The sequence below is a fragment of the Bradyrhizobium sp. genome (assembly GCF_049512235.1).
Taxonomy (GTDB): domain Bacteria; phylum Pseudomonadota; class Alphaproteobacteria; order Rhizobiales; family Xanthobacteraceae; genus Bradyrhizobium.
Genome location: NZ_JBEKXH010000601.1, coordinates 1 through 3,546, shown reverse-complemented (window position 1 = coordinate 3,546; position 3,546 = coordinate 1). Strand labels below are relative to the sequence as shown.

The 3,546-nt window shown below is 58.0% G+C and carries 4 protein-coding genes; all 4 read right to left on the bottom strand.

Annotated features, from left to right (window positions below; all coding sequences use genetic code 11):
- Positions 1 to 475: 475 nt before the first annotated feature.
- Entirely contained in the window at positions 476 to 769 is a 294-nt protein-coding gene (locus ABSG20_RS32500; protein WP_423868543.1) for a WYL domain-containing protein, read from the bottom strand.
- 20 nt (positions 770 to 789) lie between these two features.
- Positions 790 to 1,716, bottom strand: a complete 927-nt coding sequence (locus ABSG20_RS32495; protein ID WP_423868542.1) for a nucleotidyl transferase AbiEii/AbiGii toxin family protein — start codon at positions 1,714 to 1,716, stop codon at positions 790 to 792.
- Positions 1,713 to 2,555 carry a type IV toxin-antitoxin system AbiEi family antitoxin domain-containing protein gene (locus tag ABSG20_RS32490; RefSeq protein WP_423868541.1) on the bottom strand — a complete coding sequence of 281 codons (843 nt, stop codon included), beginning with the start codon at positions 2,553 to 2,555 and terminating at the stop codon, positions 1,713 to 1,715. Before ABSG20_RS32490 ends, ABSG20_RS32495 begins: the two co-directional genes overlap by 4 nt.
- A gap of 364 nt (positions 2,556 to 2,919) precedes the next feature.
- Positions 2,920 to 3,546: nucleotidyl transferase AbiEii/AbiGii toxin family protein (locus tag ABSG20_RS32485; protein WP_423868540.1), on the bottom strand; the 627-nt coding region annotated here is incomplete at its 5' end.

Genomic DNA, 3,546 nt, shown 5'->3' with positions numbered 1-3,546 from the left:
ATTTCTCCCCCATTTCTCCCGCTATCTTCAATCGGGAGCACGTCCGCCACGCGTACCTCTAAATAGACGACATAGCCGTAATCGTCAGCGACGCTCTTCAGTTCGCCATGCGCCTTCTCTTCTTGCCGATTCACAAGCCTCTTGAAGGGTGCCACGGCCAACTCCCGATCATACCAGAGCATTATAGCGCGCGCCGGGGCTTTTCTCACTCGAATTGGGAATGGCCGGTCGTGCCAACCGGTGAGCCAAAACGTAGATCCTTCGCGCCGGAAACTGCGGAAGCAATTCAAGCCAAGGTCATTGCCCGCCCCGTTTAAGCCCGCGTCTTCCGGCCGCCAGGCAGAGGGACGGGGAATTTCTCGCCCGCCCTGGGCGTCACGAAGAATGCGCCGATGTCGCATTCCAACGCCGCGTCCATCCCGGCGGTACTCGCTCCACGCCGGACGCCGGGAATGTTTCCAGAGCGTACAGATCGCTAGAAGCGGCGACCCGATCCCGCCGTCGGCGCGATTGGTTGCAACCCGCCCGGCGTGAGTTCGATCGCATATCTTGGCGCAAATGTCCGTGCAGTCGCGCGTGCGCCACGGATTCGATCGGTCCGGTAATTGCGGATGTGATCCGGTTTCTGCGTATCGTAGGCATACAGCACGATATTTCCTGCCTGCGTGCGCCGAAGCGAGTAAGCCTCGATTTCCGGCGTCGTCCGTTCGCCGCCTTCCTTTATATAGTCGATTTCTGCGGTGAGACGGTTTGCTGCGGCGAACCGGATGATCTCCAGGGCGGATGAGACTATGCCGGCACCGGAGTAGGTACCGAGCGGCTGTCGCAGAATTGTTTGCCCGGCTGCGAGAGGATAGGATGGCAGCGTGGCGGGGCGCGCACCGCCGGCCAGCCAGGCGAAGAACTCCGGCAGAACATCCCAAAAGGATGCCAGTGGCGGTAACGCGGGGAGCTGATGCGCAAGCATCGTCTGCCAGTCGCCGGACAATTCTTCATAAAAAGCCTTGATCGTATCCAGGGTCGGCACTGGATGCCTTTGTAGGCACACTTGCGTTTCAGGACGTCAAGAATGGCGGCAGGCTGTGGCTGAAATTCCTCATGCCGGAATAGATTGACCACGTCGTAGAGATCGCGCGGCCGGGCGCGCTCACCCAGCGCCCTGACTTTCTCGCCAAAGACTTCTTCATAGGCGTAACAAAGGGCCTTGATCCCGCCTTCGGGCTCGTCGGAAAAGGAATGAACGACAGGCCGCTCGACCGGCGGCAACGCCAGAACTTCGTCCGTGGTGAGGTCGAGCCTGATCCGCGGAAGGTCGCCGCCCCTCGGCGCGATCGGGCCGCGATAATATATTCGTCCCTCGCATGCCAATCGCTCCCGCTTGTTGCGAAAGACATCAAACCGCAGACGGTCTGCGGGAATCTCAAGACCGGTCTGTTCGTATATCCAGGCCGAGATGTCGGAAAACGCCTTTGTCAAAAACGCCTGATCGAGATGGGCTTCATTGATAATTGTGAAGTCGAGGTCTTCCGAGAAGCGGTATGTCTCGAGATAGCATTTCTTGAGGCATGTACCGCCTTTAAAAACCCAATGGTCGCCGAGGTCCGCGTTGTCGCGGATGCCGGCCAGGAGCCATCCCAGCACATAGTCTTTTTCGACCACCTGCGGCTGCAAACCGAGGTTCTCGGCAAGAAGCAGTAGTTCGCGGCGATCGATCAAGGTCGCCGCTCCTTCGCGGAGAGCCGGGCCCCGATCCATGTCTTTGGAATCCAGAGCCGCCACGCCCGGACGAGGCGCGGGCATTCGAGCCCCGGATCAAGTTTGGCGTTGCCTTGCGTCAACCGCTTGCGGCAAGCTTCAATAAGAACAGCTTGATCCGGGATTGTTTGCGCAAGAAATCCCATGCGCTTGAACACCGCGCCATTGCCAAGCTCCTCTGCATATTGAATGAGCGTTTCTGGATTGGCGTCCTTGTGCTGAAAATAAGCTGTGAAGCAATCCGCGACATGGCGAATGCCGCCGCCGACGGAAGGATCAGCAAGCATGTCGATGATCGTGCGGTGGACATCCGAAACCTGAACCTTGATCTGGCCGCGCCAGATGTTGCGCGTCCCGAAGAGTGCGTCCGGTTGAATATGCCGGAGCAGAAAAGTGATGCCGTGAACGTTGCGTTTCCGCGCGCGGACGGCCTTGGTCGTGAATACAAGGATGTCGCGAAAGAGCTGTTCAGTCAGGTCCCAATGCTCGGCCGCCGTCCAGCCGCCGATATAGGCGGCGTCGAAGAGTGACGGTACGAGAATCCACGGGTCTTCCAGCACCTGCCCGGTGGCGCGGGCGTCGAGCGGGATCGCCGTATAGAGGCCGTGACCGACGCGCTGCAACCGTTTCTGCGCATACCAGCGCGCCAACGTCTTGGCGGCGCTTTTTTTGTCCAAGGCGAGGATCGTCATAACGTCCTCGGCGCGGATAAGCCAGCCCGCCCCACTCAGCACGGCAGAAAGGCGCTCGCGAGACCCCATGGGAGGGTCTTGAATATTTTGGTATACCTCGTCGGCCATAGTTCTCTCAATTGATGAACTTACGCATCAGTAATATACTATTTTGCCTGATCCTGGCAGGACCTGATATACTCCATACGCTTAAATACCTCAATTTAGAGAACTTTAGCACTCTGAGTATACCATCTCCGGCCGACTAAAGCCTCATATTCTCGATGGGTTACTGCTTTTGGTCGGACACGATCCCCCTTGTCTGGGCGAAGGCGAATAATTCCATGCCGTGCAAAGAGCGCGAGACAACATCACCGGCGATGGAACGATGGAATTTGTCGGCGCCGTATTGCGCGGTCGCACACGAGGAATGATGACGGAATGGGTTCCGGTTGGTGGAAATAGGGGACAGACCGTTTTCGGAAGAGGATGATCACGCATCGAGGCCGTGCTTCTTAAGGAGTTCGGGCGTTGTCGCCCAGGCCTTGCCGGGCACCCGGCTGATGAACCCGTGGAACACTTGCTGGAACGCCCGCTTGCCGGCCGCATCATCGAATCGCTCTCGCTCTTCGGCAGTCAGGAGCGGATGGACATCAACCAGAAAGCCACGGCGTTCCAGCTTCTTGAACATGCGCTTCTCAGCCTCCCAGCGCGGGATCGGTTGCTGCTTGACGTACTCAACGAATAAATCGACGGTCCGCTGCGCGTCAAGTGTTCGGAATACATCCAACGCATGCGCGAGATCCACCAAGTCACGTCCCTTGTTTCGTTGGAGTAGTGCGCGAATCTTGGTTGATAAGAGTTCTTCCGTTGAGAGCGTCGGGATATCAGCCGCGCCGGAGAACCAGGGATTGTCGACCACGAACGGCAGCAACTGGGGTGGGTCGAAGTTCATAGTCTCGACTTCGTTTATCTCGATTTTCAGCCGGATGGTTCCTGAGCCATCTTCCGCCTGGACTGTATATCGAAGAGCCGGCGCGACCTGACTACGGAAATACTCAGGGTCGCCTAGCCACGGGTCCAATAGATCGTGGACGCGATCCCAGATTGGCTTCGATGC